The sequence below is a fragment of the Thermoactinomyces sp. CICC 23799 genome (assembly GCF_016055145.1).
Taxonomy (GTDB): domain Bacteria; phylum Bacillota; class Bacilli; order Thermoactinomycetales; family Thermoactinomycetaceae; genus Thermoactinomyces; species Thermoactinomyces intermedius.
In genome coordinates this window covers 135,102-152,126 of sequence record NZ_JAECVV010000007.1, presented here as the reverse complement: position 1 = coordinate 152,126, position 17,025 = coordinate 135,102, and the positions used below count along the sequence as shown (strand labels likewise).

16 protein-coding genes are annotated in these 17,025 nt (G+C 48.1%); 10 read left to right on the top strand and 6 right to left on the bottom strand.

Annotation, left to right across the window (positions count from 1 at the left end; translation table 11 throughout):
* Positions 1–3: 3 nt before the first annotated feature.
* From I8U21_RS10905 to I8U21_RS10895, 3 genes are all read right to left on the bottom strand, one after another.
* Complete coding sequence (locus tag I8U21_RS10905; protein WP_181731478.1) at positions 4–264, bottom strand: HPr family phosphocarrier protein; 261 nt, start codon at positions 262–264, stop codon at positions 4–6.
* Between the two features lie 77 nt (positions 265–341).
* Positions 342–683 (bottom strand): PTS sugar transporter subunit IIB, encoded by a 342-nt coding sequence (locus I8U21_RS10900; protein WP_198053907.1) that lies wholly within the window; start codon positions 681–683, stop codon positions 342–344.
* A gap of 187 nt (positions 684–870) precedes the next feature.
* Positions 871–3,123 (bottom strand): sigma 54-interacting transcriptional regulator, encoded by a 2,253-nt coding sequence (locus tag I8U21_RS10895; RefSeq protein ID WP_181731479.1) that lies wholly within the window; start codon positions 3,121–3,123, stop codon positions 871–873.
* A 234-nt stretch (positions 3,124–3,357) separates the two neighbouring features.
* On the opposite strand from I8U21_RS10895, the gene I8U21_RS10890 reads away from it, so the two are divergent.
* The 8 genes from I8U21_RS10890 to I8U21_RS10855 all read left to right on the top strand — a co-directional run bounded on the left by I8U21_RS10890 (position 3,358) and on the right by I8U21_RS10855 (position 14,293).
* Positions 3,358–4,860: a carboxypeptidase M32 gene (locus I8U21_RS10890; RefSeq protein ID WP_232337627.1), complete on the top strand. Its 1,503-nt coding sequence runs from the start codon at positions 3,358–3,360 to the stop codon at positions 4,858–4,860.
* 204 nt (positions 4,861–5,064) lie between these two features.
* Positions 5,065–6,066 carry a biotin synthase BioB gene (gene bioB / locus I8U21_RS10885; protein ID WP_181731480.1) on the top strand — a complete coding sequence of 334 codons (1,002 nt, stop codon included), beginning with the start codon at positions 5,065–5,067 and terminating at the stop codon, positions 6,064–6,066.
* A 94-nt stretch (positions 6,067–6,160) separates the two neighbouring features.
* Positions 6,161–6,937, top strand: a complete 777-nt coding sequence (locus tag I8U21_RS10880; RefSeq protein WP_181731481.1) for a sporulation protein — start codon at positions 6,161–6,163, stop codon at positions 6,935–6,937.
* Positions 6,938–7,216: 279 nt separating this feature from the next.
* A complete protein-coding gene (locus I8U21_RS10875; RefSeq protein WP_037993108.1) occupies positions 7,217–7,600 on the top strand; it encodes a hypothetical protein in 384 nt (127 codons plus the stop codon).
* Positions 7,601–7,804: 204 nt separating this feature from the next.
* Positions 7,805–8,605 carry a hypothetical protein gene (locus tag I8U21_RS10870; RefSeq protein WP_181731483.1) on the top strand — a complete coding sequence of 267 codons (801 nt, stop codon included), beginning with the start codon at positions 7,805–7,807 and terminating at the stop codon, positions 8,603–8,605.
* Positions 8,606–8,820: 215 nt separating this feature from the next.
* Positions 8,821–11,271: a 3-hydroxyacyl-CoA dehydrogenase NAD-binding domain-containing protein gene (locus I8U21_RS10865; RefSeq protein ID WP_198053906.1), complete on the top strand. Its 2,451-nt coding sequence runs from the start codon at positions 8,821–8,823 to the stop codon at positions 11,269–11,271.
* 22 nt (positions 11,272–11,293) lie between these two features.
* Positions 11,294–12,475, top strand: coding sequence for an acetyl-CoA C-acyltransferase (locus I8U21_RS10860; RefSeq protein WP_181731485.1), 1,182 nt, complete (start codon positions 11,294–11,296; stop codon positions 12,473–12,475).
* A gap of 45 nt (positions 12,476–12,520) precedes the next feature.
* Complete coding sequence (locus tag I8U21_RS10855) at positions 12,521–14,293, top strand: acyl-CoA dehydrogenase family protein (protein WP_181731486.1); 1,773 nt, start codon at positions 12,521–12,523, stop codon at positions 14,291–14,293.
* A 304-nt stretch (positions 14,294–14,597) separates the two neighbouring features.
* Here the strand turns inward: I8U21_RS10855 and I8U21_RS10850 are convergent, their stop codons facing one another.
* Both I8U21_RS10850 and I8U21_RS10845 read right to left on the bottom strand, forming a co-directional pair.
* Positions 14,598–14,984 carry a DUF2512 family protein gene (locus I8U21_RS10850; protein ID WP_181731487.1) on the bottom strand — a complete coding sequence of 129 codons (387 nt, stop codon included), beginning with the start codon at positions 14,982–14,984 and terminating at the stop codon, positions 14,598–14,600.
* Between the two features lie 67 nt (positions 14,985–15,051).
* Positions 15,052–15,828 carry an alpha/beta fold hydrolase gene (locus I8U21_RS10845; RefSeq protein ID WP_198053905.1) on the bottom strand — a complete coding sequence of 259 codons (777 nt, stop codon included), beginning with the start codon at positions 15,826–15,828 and terminating at the stop codon, positions 15,052–15,054.
* A gap of 266 nt (positions 15,829–16,094) precedes the next feature.
* Here I8U21_RS10845 and I8U21_RS10840 point away from each other — a divergent pair, with 266 nt between their 5' ends.
* Together I8U21_RS10840 and I8U21_RS10835 are read left to right on the top strand one after the other, a co-directional pair.
* Positions 16,095–16,433, top strand: coding sequence for a hypothetical protein (locus I8U21_RS10840; protein WP_181731489.1), 339 nt, complete (start codon positions 16,095–16,097; stop codon positions 16,431–16,433).
* 91 nt (positions 16,434–16,524) lie between these two features.
* Positions 16,525–16,791: a twin-arginine translocase TatA/TatE family subunit gene (locus I8U21_RS10835; RefSeq protein WP_181731490.1), complete on the top strand. Its 267-nt coding sequence runs from the start codon at positions 16,525–16,527 to the stop codon at positions 16,789–16,791.
* Positions 16,792–16,823: 32 nt separating this feature from the next.
* Here the strand turns inward: I8U21_RS10835 and I8U21_RS10830 are convergent, their stop codons facing one another.
* On the bottom strand, positions 16,824–17,021 hold the full coding sequence (locus tag I8U21_RS10830) for a YbdD/YjiX family protein (protein WP_181731491.1): 198 nt from the start codon (positions 17,019–17,021) through the stop codon (positions 16,824–16,826).
* Positions 17,022–17,025 lie beyond the last annotated feature (4 nt).

Here is a 17,025-nt window from a genome sequence, read left to right as displayed (position 1 = left end):
AAGTTAAGCATTGAGTTGTTCGATAAATTGTGCCAATTGGTTTACGGCTTCTTCAGCGTCTTCTCCTTCAGCCTTAATGACGATTTCGTCATTTTGTTTGGCTGCGAGCGACATGACCCCCAATAAGCTTTTGGCATCCACTTCTTTTTCATCTTTTACCAATTGGATTTTGCTGGAAAATTTTCCGGCTTCTTTGACCAAAAGTGCCGCCGGACGGGCATGCAAACCGCTTGGATTGGAAATGGTTACTTTCTTTTGAGCCATGAGACATGTTCCTTTCTTTTTTATCATTTTGGATTTTGACTGGCATATCGTCTACAAGGTGGAAAGGATGGCAACCTTTATTCTGTCCGGTGCAATGACCGGGGAGTGGATAAAAGCGATGCCGCCTGTTTCAGCAATTGATCTCCGTTCATCGTGGCAAAAGCAACCGGGTCGACTTGCGCAAACGGTTTTCGATGGGCTTTTGCGACCGGTTCGATCTCGTTCCGGAGATGGCTGATTTGGGGTTCGATCATGACGAGATCCGCGGATTCGAGATGTTCGCGCCAATCTTTGACACCGACAGCTTTTGCCGTTAAAGCCATCTCCTTTTGGGAAGCTGCTTCATTGATTTTTTGGCACAATACACTGGAAGTTGCCCCCCAGCTGCAAATGACGAGCAGGCGGATGGTGTGGTTCATTTCATTCCTCCGCTTCTTAAAGAAACGATGTTCCACCTTGGTTTTAGTAATAAAAAATAAATGCCATTTCATTTTAAATGCAAAAAGCATGCCAAGCAATAAAACAGACGGATTGGAAAGATTTTTCGCATCGGATGAGATGGGACATCCTTGTGTGCAACGAATTTACACACAAGGATGGAACCGTTTAATCGGAAGACGCCGATAAACGGGTCATTTCTTGTGCCGTCATCGCCGGATATTGAACGGAAAAGACGGATTCCAGTTGGAGCAAAAGGTTTTTCCATAAATAGGATGGTTGTTCCGCCCGGGATTTATGCCTGCCGCCGTGATTTTGGCGGGCCGTTTGATTGATTTGTTCTTTCAACAGTTGATCGGTGTAAATCGCCAGATGCATCCAGATTCCCAGTTCGCGTTCGGGGGTCCACTGAAATGTTTCTTGAAACAGTGCGCGATGGTTTTGGATCACATCGATGTATTTTTTGGGATTGAAGTGAGTGACCGTCTCCCGCAATCCTTGTTCCATCAATGTAAAGAGCCGGTTTTCGGGTTCCGGTTTGGTGTCGCGTTCCAAAGGCGAATCGTCCGGGCGGCTCTTGGATAACAGTTCTTTTAATTTGTCCCATCCGGCGGGTTGGTACAGTTCCCAAACCGGAATATATGGAATATCTTTCATTTTGGGGGGGACTGTTCCGACCACGGCGACCAGATGACAGGATTTCGCCAATTCTTCCAATTCCCCGGATTCGCGTTCAAGCGGATCGATTTGCACCGCACGGATCAACACGTCCTGGTCTTGCTCCGGCAAATGTTGTTTCAGCCAAAGTTCCAATGAAACCGCCGCTCCTTCGCCCGTTAAACAAACCGTGGCAATCACCCGCGGTTTCGGGTCGGATGAACGGGGTTGATACAACGAGAAGAAAAGGGAGATTAAATCCAATTCGTCTTTTGGCAAACGGATATCCAACGCTTGTTCCAAAGCGGTTCCAATCTGACCGGCCAGTTCGCGGTAAACCGGTTCAATCTTTAACCCGTTCAACGTTTTTTTCGCACGGGGCCCGGGTTGTTCCAAATAAGACTGGATGTGCAGGGCCAGGGCGTTGATCTTCGTGTCGGATATTTTTTGGGACAGAGGATGGTTCCAATGATCCACACATTGCTTAAGCACTTGCCGGATCGATAAGAACAGGTCTTGATCCCCGGACGGTTGCCGGGTTTTGGCTGAATGCAAAAGACGGGTGATATATTCATTGACCGTTTCCTGCAGTTGCCGGTTTAATTCCGCTGACGAAATGTTTTGTTTGCTTAATTGTTCTTTGGCTGCCAGCAGTTCGCGGTAGATGTTGTCCGCTTCGTCTGTTGTTTTTGCTGCCGCTTCTTCGGGTTCCGGATGATCTTTCATTTTGGCTTCGATGGCGGCCGAGATCCAGCCTTGTTTGCGCAGGTGGGCCGGCAAATCATGCAGTTGGATCACCACTTCTTGTCCGGTACGATTCATATGCCGGAGGAAAGCCCGGGCGCATGCAATCTGGATATCGCTTTTTAATTGGCCGATGTTTCCAAAGCAAGGATAAGTCAAAAGCCGCGAGCGGCATTCGGGGGACAGAGAAACGGGAATGTTCATCTGTTTCGATTCATCGAGGAGAAATGTTTCAATCAGTTGTTCCCGCACCTGCACAGGACGCTTTCTGAGCGGCGGAATTTCAATTTGCACGGAAAAACGGCGCTGTAATGTCGGCAATAACGCTTGTTCAGGAGGTTCGGTGGTGGCGCCGATCAGCCGGATGCGGGCAGGGTGTTCCACAGAAGCATCCCCGAGGCGACGGTAAAATCCCTGGTCCATCAGGTAAAAAAGCATTTCCTGTCCCGACGGGGGAAGCCGGTGGATTTCATCCAAAAACAAAATGCCGCCATTGGCCCGCTCCACCAATCCGGACCGGTTTTCCTGCGCACCGGTGTAGGCGCCTTTTTTCACGCCAAACAGTTGGGCCAGAAGCAACTCGGGGTTTTGGGCGTATTCCGCGCAGTTAAAAGAGACAAACGGCGTGTTTGGCGGAAGGTAATTTTTTTCGATGGCCACTTCGACCAATTTTTTAGCCATATAGGTTTTCCCGACACCGGTTTCCCCGGTAAACAAAATGGGAAGGCCTTTGGGAGGATATAAAAGGGCCGCCAAGGCATCGTCCAGCAATCCGTCATCTTCAGCCGGTTTCCAGCGCGAGGTTTCCCGGATTTTGTCCGGGCTGTCCACAGGAAAATATCTCACCGGGCGTCCCGCCTGTTTCCGGGCACGTCCCAGTTTGACCAATTCATTTAAATACCGGCTGGCAGTGGAACGGTTCAGGCCGGATAGTTTTCCGACTTGTTGTGCCGTCATTCCTTCCGGGTTTTCCAGGCAGGATTGACGGAGAACTTGTTCGATCCAATCCCGCTTTTTCATGGTACCGCCTCTTTTTCTCATTCTTCTAAGTATCATACACACTTTGCACACTATTGTCACCCGAGCGTGTAAAAAAGGCAAGAAAAAATGGAATCCAAATTTAACCGGACACCGGCAAAACCGGTGATTTTCATCTTTTTCGGGCATCGCCTGGGATGTGATGTTTTGGTACAATAAACAAAGATTGACTGAATCTCCGGACTTTTTGCCCGGCAAACTGGAGGGAAATCGATTTTGCATGAAAAATGGGAAGCATTAAAAACAAAGCTGCGCGAAATATATGATTTGGAAGCAACGATGGCCATATTAAGCTGGGATCAAAATACATACATGCCCCCGGCTGCAGCAGAAGCAAGAGGACACCAACTGTCCTTGTTGGGGAAATTGGTTCATCAGAAAAAAACGGATCCCCGGTTGGGTGAATTACTGGAGGATCTGGAAAAAGAGACGGCTTCTTCATCCTTTGATTCCGATCAGGCAGCCATCGTCCGGGTTGCCAAACGGCAATATGAGGAAGCACAAAAAGTTTCAGCAGATTTCATGGTCCGTTTTTACAGGCATATCACCGAAACCACCCAAGTGTGGCTGGAAGCGCGGGAAGCCAATGATTTTGACAAAGTGGCTCCTTACCTGAAAAAGACGTTGGAACTCAGCTTGGAATATGCCGGCTTTTTTCCGGAAAAAGAGCATGTGTCCGACCCGTTGATCAACCGTTCGGATTACGGGATGAAAGCGTCGACGCTCCGCAAGTTGTTTCAAGAGCTGCGAAGGGAATTGGTTCCGTTTGTGGAAGCGGTGACGAAGAAACCGGCTTCGGACCGTTCCTCCTTGGTGCAATCTTATCCGGTACAAAAACAACTGGATTTCAGCAAGGAAATCATTAAGCAGATGGGATTTGATTTCAACCGCGGGAGAGTGGATTTGTCGGCCCACCCCTTTATGACGCGGTTTGCGGCAGGAGATATCCGTATCACCACCCGTGTCAATGAGCGGGATATCAGCGAAGCGTTGTTCAGTACGATCCATGAAGCCGGGCATGCACTGTATGAATTGGGGATTCGCCCGGAGTATGACGGAACCCCGCTTTATGACGGGACTTCTTCCGGGGTTCATGAAAGCCAGTCACGTCTGTGGGAAAATGTGATTGCCAGAAGCCGGGAGTTTTGGACCTATTTTTATCCGCAATTGCAGGCCACGTTCCCGACCCAGTTGGGAAGGGTGACACTGGAAGAGTTTTACCGGGCCATCAACCATGTGAAGCGGTCGCTGATCCGCACGGAAGCGGATGAATTGACATACAACCTGCATGTGATCATCCGCTTTGATCTGGAACTGCTCATGCTGGAAGGAAAACTCCGGGTGGAAGATTTGCGTGATGCGTGGAATGAACGTTATCAGTCCGATCTGGGCATCACTCCTCCCGATGACCGTTCGGGCGTGTTGCAGGACATCCATTGGTATGCGGATTTTATCGGCGGACAGTTTCAGGGCTATGCGCTTGGAAATATCTTAAGCTGCCAATTTTACGAAGCGGCCTTAAAAGATGCCCCCCACATCCCGGAACAAATTGCACACGGGGACTTCACCGCTCTCCATTCCTGGCTGAAAGAACAGATCTATCAGCATGGAAGCAAATATACCGCGGACGAATTGATCCGGCGGGCAACCGGATCGGAACTGACCATTCAACCCTATCTGGATTATTTAAGAAAAAAATACAGCGAATTGTATTTATAGGGCAATTTGACAGCAAATGTCCCGGGAGGGCATTTGCTTTTTTTCTTATGAGGAAAAAAGCGGCTGTGGTATACTCATATTATAAATGTAAACTTTGTAATTTAATATGGTTTACAATCAAAAAGAAAGAATCGTCCGGACACCGGTTGATCCGACCGGTCCGGAAAAATGGGTTCATGAATTTTTAAGGAGCAGGAGGTTGCGATGACACTTCATTCTTTCAGCAGCTTGTTCAAGTGGGAAAAGTTGGCGGATAAGGCACTTCAGGGAGAAACATTGAGCATGGAAGAAGGTCTTTCGGTGTTAAATGCACCGGATGATGAATTATTGCCTTTGCTGCAAGCCAGCTTTCGTGTCCGGTGCCATTATTTCGGGAAAAAAGTCAAATTAAATATGATCATCAATGCCAAAAGCGGGCTTTGTCCGGAAGATTGCGGTTACTGTTCGCAATCGATTGTTTCCCAGGCTCCGGTTGAGCGATACAGTTTATTGAAAAAAGAAGATTTGGTCGACGGGGCCAAAGAAGCCATGGAAAGAAAAGCCGGAACCTATTGCATTGTGGCAAGCGGGCGCGGACCGACCCGGCGTGAACTGGATGAAGTGGTCCAGGCGGTCCGGGAAATCAAAGAAAAATATCCGCTTAAAATTTGTGCTTGTTTGGGAATTTTGAACGAAGACCAAGTCAAACGGTTAAAAGAAGCCGGCGTGGACCGTTACAACCACAACCTGAATACCGGAGAGAAACACTATGAAAACATCACCACCACCCATACATATCAAGACCGGGTGGAAACGCTGCAGTTGGTGAAAAAAGGGGGCATCTCCCCTTGTTCCGGCTATATTGTCGGCATGGGGGAAACCAAGGAACAAGTCGTGGAAATGGCGTTGGCCGTGCGTGAACTGGATGTCGATTCCATCCCGGTGAACTTTTTGAATCCCATCCCCGGGACCCCTTTGGAAGGGATGAATGAATTAAATCCGCGTTATTGCTTAAAAGTGCTTGCGTTGTTTCGTTTCATTTGTCCACAAAAGGAAATCCGGGTTTCGGGAGGAAGAGAAGTCAACCTGCGCCATTTGCAAGCATTGTCCCTCTATCCCGCCAATTCCATTTTTGTCGGGGATTATTTGACGACCGAAGGCCAGTCAGCCCTGTTGGATCATCAGATGATAAGGGATATGGGGTTTGAGGTGGAGGAAGCAGAATAACGAAAATCAAGAAAGAATCGATTGACCCGCTCGCCGTGAGAAATGTATGGTAAGATGGGAGTGAATTACATAATAACGAAAGGATGGAACGGATTTGTTTAAGAAAATTCTTGCCTCTTTGGGAGTGGGAGCGGCCAAAATCGATTTGGTTTTGGATTCCGATGTGGTCACCATGGGTGAAGAGGTTACTGGAAAGGTGTATGTGGAGGGAGGCGAAGTCGAACAGCAAATCGAAGAGCTGGAAGTCCACTTCAAGCTGGCGTCTTCTTATAAAAAGGACGATGAAATCAAGTATGTCAATGAAACCATTGCAACCATTCCGGTGATTCAGGAAGAATTTACGGTTCATCCCGGGGAAAAAAGAGAATTTGACTTCTTTTTTAAATGCCCTGAGCTGCTGCCGGTTTCATCCGTCAATACCCGTTATTATTTCCAATCCAATTTGGAAATCATAAGCGGCATTGATGCCAAGGACCGGGACGTTGTCGATGTCCGGCCATCGGGCCTTCTCAAAAACTTCTTGGGCGGATTTGCAAAGCTGGGCTTTGTTCACTATGGGGAAAGTTATACCGGCCAACGGAACGGGGGCGTGCAAATCATCCAGTTTCATGCCACGGATTGGATGCGCGGCAAATTTGATGAAATCGTGTTTCAGTTTAAACCGAAACAGGCGGTCAACAGCGTTCGGGGATTTTTTGAATTGGATAAAAAAACCAAAGGGCTGATCGGCATGCTGGCAGATGAGCTGGATCTGGATGAAAAAAAGGGAGCTTTTGAATTCCGTGCGGAAGAACTTTCCTCCGAAGAGGCAGCAGCGGAAACCATTCGCAATTTCATCATCAAAAATTCTTCCGGATTAATTACCGGATAATTTTGGAAATAATAATCCCCTCGATCCTGATGGACGAGGGATATTTATTTACATAAAATAAACTTCTTGGAAACACAGATTCAACCTGTAAAATCAAATTTTGTTTAATTTTAGTTTTAATTAAAATTACTGGTTAACAAAGACATGGAATTTTTAAATTTTCCCGGGAGGAAAGAATTATAAAAAGATATAAATATATATATAAAACTTTTTTATGACAAAGTTTTACGAAATAAAACAGAAAATCATCCAGGTCTTTGTGGGGGGAGGAGCAAACCGATGATATATATCTGTTTGCTGATCTTGTCGTATTTGTTTATCAGCATCAACCGGGCGTTGTTGGGAATCCCGGGTTTTTTCTATTATTCCAGTGTCCGGCCCGTCTTGAAAATGTACTTCCGTGACAAACTCTTTAAAGTGGAAGAAGTGTATTATTGGGAAATGGCTGAATCACTGGGAGACCGGGCTTTGTGGTCGATTCTGCCGGCTTATGTGTTGGCGTTTGACCTGTTGGATCTTCCGAATGTGTGGTTGAAAGCGGGGACTTTCCTTTTCATCAACTATTTGTGGTGTCTCTTTTATGCCGCCGCTTTGGTGAAAGAGTATATTCCCCAGACCCCCGCATTGAGACCGCGTGTGATGCGGGCAAGCAACCATTTATAAAGCGAGTCGGAACGTTGCTCAGGCATCCGTCGGGGATGCACCGGGCAACTTTTTGCTTTTCTAAAGGGATATTTAAAATAATAGAAAATCAAACCATTAATTAAAGTATATTTTAAAATTATTCAGAAATATATGTTATAATGAATGTAACCATGAATGGAAAATTTCATGAAATCTGGGTTTTCTTTGGAAGGGAGGGAAGGGATGAGAAAGGGGTGGATCATCTTTTTTGCTTTATGGCTGGTTGTGGCGGCGCTTCCTTTTTCTCACGGCCGGGCTCAGGATGCCTATTCGATCCGATGCAGTGTCGGTTTTGATGAACAAAGTGAGCGGTATTATGTGTATGCGCGGCTCACGGTCGGTTCCGGCGATCAAGTGGAAGGAAGCTGGTATTATTTTGACCGTGAACACAACCAATCGTTCCGCGAGATTGGCGATGGTGATGTCTCATTTTTAAAGATCGGGAATGATGCCGGGAAAACCACGGCACGTCTTAAGTTTGACGGGATTATCAACCGCAAGCCGTATATATTGGAAGAAGATTGCACGTTTACCCGGGAAGGCATCCGGTTGCAAGTGACACCTTCCCACGAGGGTATCCGCGCTTCCGGGGAAATTTTATACGGGGGTCAAGCGGCAGGAAAATGGCATTTTCAAGTTTTTGATCAACAAGGACAAGAAAAAGCCTCCGTTTGGCTCTGGCAGAACGGGGAAACCGCAACCCGGCGGTTTGAAGCGCTTCCTCCCGGCACTTATCAGGCACAGCTCACCTTTGACGGGACGATCAACGGCGACCGGCGGATATTAAGAGATGCTGATTCGTTTCAAGTCTCTCCCGAAAATGCTTCAACGAATTCCGAAGACGACGCCGGCGTGGCAGACTCTGGTCCGAAACCTTCGCAAAGCAGCTCCAATCCGTTTTCCTTCACACCCTTTGTCATCTTTTCGGTTGTCGCATTGGGAGCGGGAATTATCATTTGGGTTATTATTGATCGAAAAATGTGACGAATCAAAAGGAACCGGATCGTTTTGAAAAAATAATTTTGTCAGAAGGAATTAAAAAGTCGATAAAAACCCTTGACGAAAATAAAAAACAGAGAAATAATATTATTGAAATTAATTATAAACAAAATAAAATTTGTTAAGTTATGAATTAGTGTCAATCCTCTTGTAGTCAAAGCCGATCCTTAGGGATAGGTTTTTTTCTATCCCTCAAGTGAATGACTGTTCATTCAGATGGGGTTTTTCAAAAGAAGAGAGGAGGAGAACTCTTGCGACGCATTCAAAAAGCAGCAGTGTTGGGCGCAGGTGTCATGGGGGCATCGATCGCCGGGCATCTTGCGAATGTAGGAATTCCAACTTTATTATTGGACATTGTGCCGCGGGATTTGACGGAAAAGGAAAAGCAGAAAGGGCTGACGCTGGAAGACCGGGCGGTTCGTAACCGTTTGGCTCAAGCCGGGAAAGACCGTTTGTTCAAGGAAAAGCCATCTCCGCTTTATACGAAGGAAGCGGCTGAACGGATAGAAATCGGAAACATGGAGGACGATTTTGACCGCTTGTCCGAGGTGGACTGGGTGATCGAAGTCGTCGTGGAAAATTTGGAAATTAAACAAGATTTGTTCAAGCGCCTGGAAAAAGTCTGGAAACCGGGCATTGTGGTCAGTTCCAACACTTCGGGCATTTCCATCAACAAAATGGTGGAGGGTCGTTCCGAAGAGTTCCGGAAGCATTTCTTGGGAACACACTTTTTTAACCCCCCGCGCTATATGAAGTTGCTGGAGATTATCCCCAATGAAAAGACCGATCCGGCCATTGTGGAAGACATGAAGTCCTTTGCCGAGGAGGTTCTGGGCAAAGGGGTGGTCATATGCAAGGATACCCCCAACTTTATTGCGAACCGCATCGGAACTTACGGGCTTCAAGTCACGTTAGAGGCGATGGAGGAAATGGATCTCGGACCGGCCGAAGTGGACGCGATCACCGGACGTGCCATGGGGCGGCCCAAAAGCGCCACCTTCCGTACCCTGGATCTGGTGGGATTGGATACGTTTGTCCATGTGGCTGACAATGTGAGAGAAAATGTGGATGATCCGGAGGAAAAAGCGGCTTTTGAAGTTTCTCCCCTCCTGAAAAAATTGGTGGAAAACGGGTGGCTCGGTGAAAAGAGCGGCCAAGGATTCTATAAACGGGTGAAAACGGAAAAAGGAAAAGAGATTTTGGTCTTAAATCCGAAAACGCTTACTTATGAACCGCGCCAAAAACTGAAAGCCCCTTCACTGGAAGCAAGCAAACGGGCAAAAGGGTTGCCGGGCAAATTGCAAGCCTTGGTGTATGCCGATGATGTTGCCGGAAAATTGGCCTGGACCATCACGAAAAAAGTGCTTCTTTATTCCGCCGCCCGTCTGGAAGAAATCGCCGGTGACATCACCAGTGTGGATCGTGCGATGAAATGGGGATTCAACTGGGATTTGGGCCCGTTTGAAATGTGGGATGCCATCGGGCTTGAAAAATCCGTCAACCGGATGCGTGAAGAAGGAGAAACCATCCCGCAATGGGTGGAAGAGATGCTTCAGTCCGGAAAAACTGCTTTCTATCAAACGGAAGGCGGAAAAAACCGGGTGTTCTCGATCGGCGGCAAATATGAAGAAGTGGAAGAGCATCCAAAAGCGATCTCCTTGGCCCGCCTGAAAGAACAAGGGAAGAAAATTTTCGGAAACCGGGGAGCCACCCTGATTGATCTGGGCGATGACATCGCTTGTCTGGAAATCCATTCCCCCAAACAAGCACTGGGGCCGGAAGTGATCAGCATGATCAACAAATCGGTCAAAGAAGTGCGGAAGAATTACCGGGGACTGGTCATCAGTGCGGAAGCGCCCAACTTCTGTGTCGGCGCCAACCTGATGATGCTCTTGATGGAAGCACAAGATTACAACTGGCCGGAAATCGATTTGATTGTTCATCAGTTCCAGCAAGCCATGGGCTCTTTGCGGACCCTGGAGAAACCGGTCGTTGCCGCACCTTATGGCATGACGTTGGGCGGCGGCGTTGAGGTGTGCTTGCCGTGTGACCGGGTTCAGGCCGCCGGAGAAACCTACATGGGGCTGGTTGAAGTCGGTGTCGGTTTGATTCCGGGTGGTGGCGGCAACAGCGAAATGTTGCTCCGTTTCACCGAAGGCGTGGATCCGAAAGACCGGATTTCGTTGCAACCTCTGGTCAATCACATCTTTATGACCATCGGCCAAGCCAAGGTGTCAACCAGCGGCGAAGATGCCCGCAAATATAAATTCATCCGTCCGTATGACGGCATCACCGTCAACAAAGATCACTTGATTTACGATGCAAAACAAGTGGCCCTGGGACTTTACAACGCCGGTTACAAAGCTCCGGAACCGCGTAAAATCCCGGTGGTCGGGGAAACGGGATACAACACGCTGAAACTCGGTGCTTACGGGCTCTTGAAGTCTGGATATATCAGTGAGCATGACTACAAAATTGCTTGCAAATTGGCGTTTGTTCTGTCCGGTGGAAATGTGCCGGAAGGAACGCTGGTGGATCAGCAATATCTGTTGGATCTGGAACGGGAAGCCTTTTTGAGTCTGATCGGAGAACCCAAAACCCAACAAAGAATGCAACACATGTTGGTTAAAGGGAAGCCTCTTCGCAACTAACATTTGAAAAGGGGGAGAAAATATGCGCGAAGCAGTCATTGTGGCCGGCGCCCGTACTGCAGTGGGAAAAGCGGGAAAAGGGAGCTTGCGCAATTACCGGCCGGATGAAATGGCCGCAGCTGTTGTTTCGGATTTGATGCGGCGTGTTCCTCAGGTGGATCCCAAGGAAGTGGAAGATGTGATCTTGGGATGCGCGTTTCCTGAGGGAGAGCAAGGGATGAACCTTGCGAGAATCGTCGCTTTGAGGGCGGGACTTCCCACGGAGGTTCCGGGAATGACCGTGAATCGTTTCTGTTCTTCCGGCCTGCAAACCATTGCCATTGCGGCGGAAAAAATTATGTGCGGATTTGCCGACATCATGATCGCCGGTGGCGTCGAAAGCATGAGTATGGTGCCGATGGGCGGATATAAACCGGCGCCCAACCCCTATCTGATGGAACATCTGCCGGAAACTTACATGTCCATGGGGCATACGGCGGAAGAAGTGGCGAAGCGGTACAACGTGACCAGAGAAGATCAGGACCGTTTTGCCTTGGCCAGCCACCAAAAGGCGGCGGCAGCCATCAAAGCGGGGAAATTTAAAGATGAAATCGTTCCCTTGACCGTGAAGGAACATTTCTTTGATGAAAATGGAAAACTGCAAGTCAAAGAGCGGATCTTTGACACCGACGAAGGCGTCCGTCCCGACACCAATCTGGAAGTGCTCGGAAAATTACGTCCGGTTTTCCACGTGAACGGAACGGTGACCGCGGGGAACTCTTCGCAAACGAGTGACGGAGCGGCCGCTGTGATGATCATGTCCCGGGAAAAAGCCGAGGAACTGGGTGTGAAACCGCTGGCGATTTTCCGCGGATTCACCCTGGGCGGGGTGGATCCGGATGTCATGGGAATCGGTCCGGTGGCAGCCGTGCCCAAATTGCTTGAAAAAACGGGCATTCGTCTTGAGGACATCGATTTGATTGAGCTGAATGAAGCCTTTGCTTCCCAATCGGTGGCCGTGATCCGGGAGTTGGGACTGGATCCGGAGAAGGTGAATGTCAACGGAGGCGCCATTGCGCTGGGCCATCCCCTGGGATGTTCCGGGGCGAAATTGACCGTTTCCATCTTGGGAGAACTGGAGCGGCGCAATCTCCGTTACGGGCTTGTCACCATGTGTATCGGCGGCGGGATGGGAGCCGCGGGCATTGTGGAACGGGTAAGCTGACCGAAGCCAATTCATCAGGTTTTAAATTAACGGGAGGGAAGAAAAATGACAGATACAAAAGCAAAAGGCGGAGCTTATTTACTGGAGCAAAGAGATCCGGAAACGGTTTTTACGCCGGAAGATTTTACAGAAGAACACAAAATGATCGCCAAAACGACCGAAGACTTCGTCAAAGACAAAGTATGGCCGGTTTTGCCGGAAATTGAGAATCACCAATTTGAACATACCGTGCGTTTGTTGAAAGAAGCAGGAGGTTTGGGGCTCCTTGGTGCGGACGTGCCGGAGAAATATGAAGGGTTGGGTCTGGACAAAGTCAGTTCCAGTTTGATCACGGAGAAAATCTCTCTTGCCCGTTCTTTTGGTTTGTCCCACGGGGCGCATGTGGGGATCGGGTCCCTTCCGATCGTCTTTTTCGGAAATGATGAACAAAAGAAAAAATATCTGCCGGATTTGGCTTCCGGACGGAAAATTGCCGCTTATGCCCTGACGGAACCCAGTTCCGGATCGGATGCCTTGGGGGCAAAAACGACGGCGAAATTGAGCGATGACGGAAAATATTACATCTTAAACGGGGAGAAACAATGGATTACCAACTCCGGTTTTGCCGATGTGTTTATCGTTTACGCCAAAGTGGATGGCGACAAGTTTACGGCGTTCATTGTGGAACGTGATTTCCCCGGGGTTTCTGTCGGGCCGGAAGAAAAGAAAATGGGAATCAAAGGATCATCCACCCGCACCTTGATCCTGGAAGACGCCAAGGTCCCGGTGGAAAACTTGCTCGGAGAACTGGGCAAAGGGCACAAAATCGCCTTTAACATTTTGAATATCGGCCGTTACAAACTGGCCATCGGCACCGTGGGTTCCTCCAAACGGGCCATCGAGATCTCGGCAAAATACGCCAATGAACGGAAACAATTTAAAGTGCCGATTTCCAAATTCGGACTCATTCGCGAAAAATTGGCCAACATGGCGACCAAAGTGTATGCTGCGGAAAGCTTGGCGTACCGGATTGCCGGAATGTTTGACGCCAACCTGGAAGGAGTGGAAAACGCGGAAGGTTCCGTGGTGGCCAATGCGATCGGGGATTTGGCGATCGAATGCTCTGTGTCGAAAGTGTTCGGTTCCGAAGTGCTCGATTATGTGGTGGATGAAGGGGTACAAATCCATGGCGGTTACGGTTTCATGAATGAGTACGAGATTGAAAACATGTATCGCGATTCCCGGATTAACCGTATTTTTGAAGGAACCAACGAAATCAACCGGCTGATCATCCCGGCCACCTTGATGCGGAAAGCATTGAAAGGGGAATTGCCTTTCTTGCAAGCCGCACAAAATCTGCAAGAAGAATTGTTGACCATGATGCCGTACTTCCCGGATGAAGATGCTCCGGTTTTGGAGGCCGAAGAACATTATGTGGAAAATGCGAAGAAAATCTTCTTGATGGTCGCCGGACTGGCCACGCAAAAATACGGGGAGAAAATGCAAAAAGAACAAGAATTGCTGCGTGACCTGGCAGATATCGCCATCGAGACCTTTGCCATGGAGAGTGCTTTGTTGCGCACGAAAAAAGCCATTCTTAAAAATGGTGAAGAAAACGAACAAGCCAAAATCGATTACACCGTGGCTTTCATCTATGAGTCGATGCAAAAAGTGGATGCGCTGGCCCGCCATGCTTTGGCAGCCATCGAAGAAGGCGATGTCCTGCGCACTCAACTTTCGGTATTGAAAAAGCTGACCCGGATCCAACCGGTAAACGAAGTGGAATTGAAACGCCGGATTGCCGCCCGGATCATCGATGCCGAAAAATATGTGGTTTAATCGACGCTTTCAGGCTGTTGGCAAAATCGTCAACAGCCTTTTTTTATTGGAACATTTCCTTTCATGATGTCTATTTCATTTCAATGGAGGTTTCGTCCGGAATCAAATGATGTCGCCTTTTTCAGGGCAAAGGCGGATGAACGAGGGAACGTCTTCCACTGTGAACGGGCGTTTGAAATTGAGTATTCCTTGGCATTCAGAGTGTTGATATCAAAATATTTATAATTATATTTATAATGCTGGATCCGGAATCAAGTCCCCCTTTTGCATGCTTGAAGAAGAAAAGGGGGCCGAAAAGGGAAGGTTAAAAAACCTCTTTTTTGCCGAGAAATTTAAAAAACCAGCGATGGTAAAACCATTCGATGACGGCATAGACGATCCCGACGGTCAGGGAAATTTGAAACAGAGGCACTTGGTTGATTTTAAAGTTTTTGGTGCCGATATCCATATCAAAAAAGTAAGTCCCGATGAACCAAACGATGAGAAAACTTAACAATGCATCCGACAGGGTGGTGAACACATTTCCCATTTTCGGCAGCAAAAAGAAATCCCCCAGATATCCGGCCAATGCCAGAACAATGCTGACAAACAGAATCGATTTATAATCAATGTCGTAAATCAATCCCATAGTAAGGTAAAGAAGAAAAGTGACATAGATAAACTTGATGATCAGATGGTAAGTATGATTCAACGCGCAAGCTCCTTTCCGGTTTTTTCTTATTATTTCACCGCCATAAACGCCTATGCATGCGGTGGATTCAATCGGTTTCATACAGCGCCAGCCGCGCGCGGATGGCTTGATTGAGTTGCCGTGCAGCCCGGGTGGTTAAGTGGTGCGGCTTGTGGTTCAGCGGAAAATGAGTGGAATTGGGCAGGTTTTTGGTGAGAACTTCCGTATATTTGCGAAACCGGTCATTCCGGGTTCCCGAGAAAACCAAGACGGGCGCCTGAATGCTTGGCAGGAGCCTGGTACCGTTAAATGTCCGGCTGTATTGAAAGTATTGCTTGATGTTTTCCGGGTTTCCCATGCGGGCCGCGGCATGGAGATAAGCATACATTTTGAGGCTGCCGGCGTTGGCCAGGCAAAAGCTCCGTGACAAAAGCGGAAAGCCGGTGCGGTTGCACAAAGCCACAGCCAGCTCCAACTCCGCTTGGATGACCGGATCGGATATTTCCGAAAGCGCACTGATCAAAATGCCGCCCAAAAATCGTTCGGGATGGCGATGCAAGGCGTTTAAGGCCACGCTTCCGCCTGTGGAATACCCGGCCAGATAAGCTTTTTCGATTTGCAAGTGATCCATCAGGCAGCAAAGATCCTGGATGATCAACGGATAAGTCACCGGCTGGCGGGACGGGCCGCTGAATCCATGTCCGCGAACGTCAAAAAGGATCAGTTGATAACGGTGTTTCAGATCTTCCATCTGATAGTGGAAGACGCGGCTGGTGATCAGCGGAGGATGGATAAAAATGATGGCGGGTCCGTTTCCTTCCGATTCGTAGTAAAGCCGGGTTCCGCCGCAATCCAAAAAGGGCATTTTTTTCGCCTCCTTCACTTGTTGGCTTTATTTTGGCAGGAAGCCGGAAAAAGTATGAAAAAAATGCCCGCAATGGTGGCAGGATTTTGAGGGCGCCGGAGGGAAGATTAAGCAAAAACGGGTTTGCTTGCACAAGCCGGGAATCAAAGCAAACCTCAATTTTGATATTTTTGTCAAAATATCGACAAATTACAGGAAAATTTTTGACAAAAATTTCTATATAATGGAAGAAACAGAAGCAGAGTCTGAGATGGAGCTGATCGGCGATGGAAGAATTGCAATCTTTGTTGCATGCCATGATGGAACGGATGGATATGCAGTCTGCAAGCATTGAACAGATCAAAACGGATATCTCGGATTTAAAAAAGAATTTGAACAAGGTGGAGCAAAAAGTCGACCGGATCGAATCGCACGTCAACGGAATGAAACAAATGGTGGGAATCATCAAAGAGGAACTTTCCTGTATCGACCGTTCAAAAGAGAGGCTGGATCAGGTTCTGATGGAAGAAGAAAATTGGCAGGAACAGATCACACAGGCTTTGGCCTTGTGTTCCAAAGAAAAGAAGAATCAGCTGAAAAACATCATTGATCAGCATGTAGGGTAAGCCCGGACGCGTCGTTTGGGTTTTTCTTTGTTTTGAATCGGTGTTATAATGGATACGATTAGAAGTGCCCCTTGATAAAGGAGGAAACAAAGTGAGCATCAATGGTGTGGAATGGCTGCTGATATTTGTGGTGGCACTCATTTTGTTTGGTCCGAAGAAACTGCCGGAACTGGGACGGGCCCTTGGGAAATCGCTTCGAGAATTTAAAAAGGCCACCAGCGGGGTATTAAGCGAAGAAGATTCGGGACAAGGAGCAGAAGCCAAGCCGGATGCACCCAAAGCAGAAATTGCCAAGACCGGAAATCCGAAGGCGGAAACCCAAACCGTGAAAGACGAAACAAAAACACCCAACCTCTAAAAACCGGAGGTGGGTGTTTTTGCTGTTTCCGTTCAGCAACAACGGCGGATGTCGCCGCTTCCGTATCGTTCATCGATGGCCTGGCGGTAAAATTCGGCTCTTGTCATCGGGGTTTGGTCCGGATGATGTTTTTGAAGGTGGTCAAGATATCGGTCGTAATTGGGAACACCGGCCATTTCATTTAAATAATAGGCAAGGGCCCGGCAGGATTTTTTGATCCATTTCACCATTCAA

Excerpts from the sequence above, each read along its gene's own strand:
- I8U21_RS10830 (WP_181731491.1), bottom strand. The coding sequence starts at position 17,021 with ATGGTGAAATGGATCAAAAAATCCTGCCGGGCCCTTGCCTATTATTTA.
- bioB (WP_181731480.1), top strand. The coding sequence starts at position 5,065 with ATGACACTTCATTCTTTCAGCAGCTTGTTCAAGTGGGAAAAGTTGGCG.
- I8U21_RS10905 (WP_181731478.1), bottom strand. The coding sequence starts at position 264 with ATGGCTCAAAAGAAAGTAACCATTTCCAATCCAAGCGGTTTGCATGCC.
- I8U21_RS10865 (WP_198053906.1), top strand. The coding sequence starts at position 8,821 with ATGACTGTTCATTCAGATGGGGTTTTTCAAAAGAAGAGAGGAGGAGAA.
- I8U21_RS10870 (WP_181731483.1), top strand. The coding sequence starts at position 7,805 with ATGAGAAAGGGGTGGATCATCTTTTTTGCTTTATGGCTGGTTGTGGCG.
- I8U21_RS10895 (WP_181731479.1), bottom strand. The coding sequence starts at position 3,123 with ATGAAAAAGCGGGATTGGATCGAACAAGTTCTCCGTCAATCCTGCCTG.
- I8U21_RS10875 (WP_037993108.1), top strand. The coding sequence starts at position 7,217 with ATGATATATATCTGTTTGCTGATCTTGTCGTATTTGTTTATCAGCATC.
- I8U21_RS10840 (WP_181731489.1), top strand. The coding sequence starts at position 16,095 with ATGGAAGAATTGCAATCTTTGTTGCATGCCATGATGGAACGGATGGAT.
- I8U21_RS10860 (WP_181731485.1), top strand. The coding sequence starts at position 11,294 with ATGCGCGAAGCAGTCATTGTGGCCGGCGCCCGTACTGCAGTGGGAAAA.
- I8U21_RS10855 (WP_181731486.1), top strand. The coding sequence starts at position 12,521 with ATGACAGATACAAAAGCAAAAGGCGGAGCTTATTTACTGGAGCAAAGA.
- I8U21_RS10900 (WP_198053907.1), bottom strand. The coding sequence starts at position 683 with ATGAACCACACCATCCGCCTGCTCGTCATTTGCAGCTGGGGGGCAACT.
- I8U21_RS10845 (WP_198053905.1), bottom strand. The coding sequence starts at position 15,828 with ATGCCCTTTTTGGATTGCGGCGGAACCCGGCTTTACTACGAATCGGAA.